Source organism: Siphonobacter sp. BAB-5405, from assembly GCF_002872335.1.
In the GTDB taxonomy this organism is placed as follows: Bacteria; Bacteroidota; Bacteroidia; order Cytophagales; family Spirosomataceae; genus Siphonobacter.
Map to the genome: position 1 here is coordinate 1 of NZ_NJAG01000198.1, position 838 is coordinate 838.

Here is an 838-nt window from a genome sequence, read left to right on the forward strand (position 1 = left end):
TCTTTAAGCCATCCTATATCATCCGCATGCTCCTGTTGTCGCTTATTTTCTTCTTCTTCCGCTTCTCGTTTCCATTGCTCTTCGCTCTCTATAAGTTTGATCCATTCTTCGGATGGAGGTGGCGGATTCAGAAGCCCATCCAATTTTGCTGTTAAGGCTGGCTGATGTACTATTGCTTTCTTTAGTTCATTTAACCAATTTGATGGCCGATCATTTTGAGTATACAAGTAAAAAGCTAGGGATAGAGCGACCAACTGGTCATCTAAAAGTAATCTTAAGGAAATATCATTTAAAACACGATGAAAATCTTTTTCTGTAAACTTCCAGTACTCGTTTAACCCAGTGACTTGCCAAAAGTTAGTTAAAGGTTTTCTCTCATGCCTTTCATTACTTTTTCGGGTTTCTTCAATATGTTTCCAAAATAGAGCGTGATTTAATTCCCGCCATTCAGGAATTAAGGTAGAAAGATTATGATTGGGGGACCAACTCGGAGAGTTTCCAAATCTATAATAAATAGGTATTAGGGTAAGTGCGAATAGACTAGCTGAAGTTAAGGCGGCAGGGTGCCGATTGATGATTAACTTTTCAATGGCTTTGATACTCACATTTACTAGCCAGCCGTACTGCTTTGAGAGCTCATAGAAACTGCTTTCGACAATAGGCTGACGATGTAAAAGTAGATCAATGCCTTCAACCAGCTTACTAACTGACTCTACATCAGCTCGGTTGACAAAATTCAATAATGAATAATCTAAAGAATCGTAGTCATACTTCTTTGTATCCTGTGTGTTGGGTAATGCTCTGAGTAGCCACGCTACCGACTCTTGAGATGCTTCTA

The 838-nt window shown here is 39.3% G+C and carries 1 protein-coding gene; it reads right to left on the reverse strand.

All coding sequences use genetic code 11. The features are described 5' to 3' along the window. On the reverse strand, positions 1-838 hold an 838-nt coding region (locus BWI97_RS27955; protein ID WP_199182143.1), incomplete at both ends, for a hypothetical protein.